The sequence below is a fragment of the Stenotrophomonas sp. STEN022 genome (genome assembly GCF_056760155.1).
Genome location: NZ_JBRREG010000182.1, coordinates 1 through 3003, shown reverse-complemented (window position 1 = coordinate 3003; position 3003 = coordinate 1). Strand labels below are relative to the sequence as shown.

Here is a 3003-nt window from a genome sequence, read left to right as displayed (position 1 = left end):
CGGGTTAACCCGGACGGCGGCGCGCCGGACGCCAGCAGGACAGCGTCCGGCGGCTATCGCAACGAAGGCATTCGCACCCTGCTGGCGATGTTTGAACGCGGCGACCCGGATGAGCATCTGCCGCTTGGCAAGGTTCTGCAAGGACTGGAACAGAGCGCGTTCGGCGTATTCCTGTTCATCGCCATCCTGCCGGCCTTCATCCCGATACCGGGCATAGGCGGCGCAGTCAGCAGTCCGCTTGTGTTCCTGATCGGCAGCCAATTGCTGTTCGGCATGTCGCGGCCATGGCTGCCGGGCTTCATTGCCCGCCGCGGCCCCAAACGCAGCACCGTGCACAGGTTCCTGAGCAAGATCAGCCGACCGCTGCAACGCCTGGACCGGATGCTGAAACCACGACTGGCGGTGCTGATCGTGCCACTGCCAGCGCGCATGTTGACTGGCGTACTGCTGCTGCTGGTCGGCTTGCTGTTGTCGCTGCCAATCCCGTTCACCAACTACCTGTTCGGCTTCCAGTTGCTGCTGTTCGCACTGACACTGATCGAACGCGACGGCGCATTGATGCTGTTCAACTGGCTCGGAGCAATTGCCGCCGGCCTGTTCTTCGGCGTCGGCTCCGGCCAGTTGATAAGCGAAAGCATCGCGCTGTTCGAGCGCCTGACCAGCTGACGGCCCACGGCAGGTGGTAGTGCCGAGCCATGCTCGGCAAGAAGCTTTACCAGCAAAAACAAACCCCTCCCCAACCCTCCCCTTCGCTACGCGAAAGGGAGGGAGCAGAAGCGCAGTGCCGAGCCATGCTCGGCAAGAAGCTTTACCAGCAAAACACCCCCCAGCCCTCCCCTTCGCCGCGCGAAAGGGAGGGAGCACAAAGCTTACGCCGCGCCCACTCGCTGCCAGGCCTGCATCGCCAGATCGAACGAGCGCAGCCTTGCTGCTGGATCATAGATATTGGCGGCCAGCATCATTTCATCCGGGCGATGGCGCTCGACAAAGGCCACCATGCCTTCAGCCACCTGCGCCGCATCACCGACGATACTGCACGCCAAAGCACGTTCGACACCGGCCTTTTCATGCGGCGCCCAGAACGCCTCGATGTCATCCACCGGCGGCGGGATCCGCCCCGGCGTACCGCGTCGCAAATTGACGAAGGTCTGCTGCAGACTGGTGAACAAACGCTTCGATTCGGCCTCCGATTCGCTGGCCACCACATTCAAGGCCAGAATCGCGTAAGGCGCCTGCAAGTGCTCGGAAGGACGGAAGTCGCGGCGATACAGCGCCAGCGCCTCATCCATGGAATCCGGGGCGAAGTGCGAGGCGAACGCAAACGGCAGGCCCATCGCCGCCGCCAGGCGCGCGCTGAACAGACTCGAGCCCAGCAGCCAGACCGGCACCGGAATGCCGCCACCGGGCACGGCCTGCACCGACTGCCCGGGCTGTACCGGCGCGAAGTAGTGCAGCAGTTCGGCGACATCCTGCGGGAACTGGTCGGCGCTGTCGAAGTAACGGCGCAAGGCACGCGCGGTGGGTTGGTCGGTGCCGGGCGCCCGGCCCAGCCCCAGATCGATACGGTCCGGGTACAGCGAGGCCAAGGTGCCGAACTGTTCGGCCACCTGCAACGGCGAATGATTGGGCAGCATCACCCCACCCGAACCCACGCGGATGCGCGAAGTGCCACCGGCCACATGCCCGATCAGCACCGCGGTCGCGGCACTGGCGATGCCGGGCATGTTGTGGTGCTCGGCCAGCCAATAGCGGTGATAGCCCCAGCGATCGGCATGCTGGGCCAGCTCCAGCATATTGGCAAACGCCTGCTGCGGGCTTGAGCCCTCGCAGACCGGGGCCAGGTCAAGGATGGAAAGGGGGATCATTCTGCGGTCTCCATGGACGATACGGATACGAAGGACATGGGGTTCGTCCTCGCATTCTCCATGCAGTCACCACGACTTCGATCGGGACACTGTTTCCCACACCCTGCCCGTGCGGGATCAGGCCTGGGCTTCGTCCTGCCGGTCCACCAGCGGCTGCAGCTGTGCATCCAGCGCTACGCGTTCATCAAACACGAAACAGCGGCCGTCATAGCCTTCACCACCGACTTCCTCGAAGTAGCCGAGGATGCCGCCTTCCAGCTGCAGCACATTGTGCATGCCATCGTTCTGCATCCACAGCGCCGCCTTTTCACAGCGGATGCCGCCGGTGCAGAAGCTGACCACAGTGGCATCGGCCAGCGACTCGCGATGCGGTTCCAGTGCGGCCGGCAGATCAGTGAACTTGGCGATCGGCAGCGTCAGCGCGCCCTCGAAGGTGCCATGGGCAAATTCCTGCCAGTTGCGGGTATCCAGCATCACCACGCGCTTGCCGTCGTCATCGTGGCCCTGCCGCAACCAACGCTGCACGGTGGCCGGGGCCACGCTGGGTGCACGTGGGTAATCCAGCGGTTGCCCGTCTTCGCGGCGGAAGCTGATGATTTCCGACTTGAACTTGGCCTTCAGCCTGGCGAAGGGCTGCATCTGGCTGTGGCTGTACTTGATCCGCATGTCGGCAAAGCGGGCGTCGGTCTTGAGCTGGCTGTAGAAGCCCTCGATACCTTCGCTGCTGCCGGCGAGGAACAGGTTGATGCCCTCCTCCGCGATCAGGATGGTGCCGCGCAGCTCCAGCGCCTTTGCGCGTTCATGCAAGGTGGCGGTCAAGGCTTCGGCATCAGCCAGCGGAACGAAAAGATAGGCAGCGGTATTGACGATCATGCGCATAGTTTAAACGACCGGCTCCACCGCCGCTGTGGGAGCGGCGTAAGCCGCGAAGCTGGCGATGCCTGAAAGGCCCAAGAGCCAACCCGACCCGCCCGGCCCGAAGGCACAGCCTTCGGTCGTTCATCAGGCCGCGCGCCAGTGGCGCGCAAGCAGGCCTTCTTCACCCCCTTGCCTGCGGCAAAGGACGGGAGTGTAGTGCCCAGCCATCCGCGGCAGGGGCGGTCCCGGTCAAGCGTCAGCCGGCCAAGGGTAGGCCCTA

General features: G+C 64.2%; 3 protein-coding genes. 1 reads left to right on the top strand and 2 read right to left on the bottom strand.

Annotated elements, in window-relative coordinates; translation table 11 throughout:
- A partial coding sequence (locus ACVOMF_RS20740) for an exopolysaccharide biosynthesis protein (protein ID WP_481510951.1) occupies positions 1–666 on the top strand: 666 nt, incomplete at its 5' end.
- A gap of 203 nt (positions 667–869) precedes the next feature.
- Here ACVOMF_RS20740 and ACVOMF_RS20735 read toward each other — a convergent pair.
- Both ACVOMF_RS20735 and ACVOMF_RS20730 read right to left on the bottom strand, forming a co-directional pair.
- A complete protein-coding gene (locus ACVOMF_RS20735) occupies positions 870–1865 on the bottom strand; it encodes an LLM class flavin-dependent oxidoreductase (protein ID WP_481510950.1) in 996 nt (331 codons plus the stop codon).
- Between the two features lie 117 nt (positions 1866–1982).
- Entirely contained in the window at positions 1983–2738 is a 756-nt protein-coding gene (locus ACVOMF_RS20730; protein ID WP_481510952.1) for a sulfurtransferase, read from the bottom strand.
- Positions 2739–3003 lie beyond the last annotated feature (265 nt).

Excerpts from the sequence above, each read along its gene's own strand:
- ACVOMF_RS20730 (WP_481510952.1), bottom strand. The coding sequence starts at position 2,738 with ATGATCGTCAATACCGCTGCCTATCTTTTCGTTCCGCTGGCTGATGCC.
- ACVOMF_RS20735 (WP_481510950.1), bottom strand. The coding sequence starts at position 1,865 with ATGATCCCCCTTTCCATCCTTGACCTGGCCCCGGTCTGCGAGGGCTCA.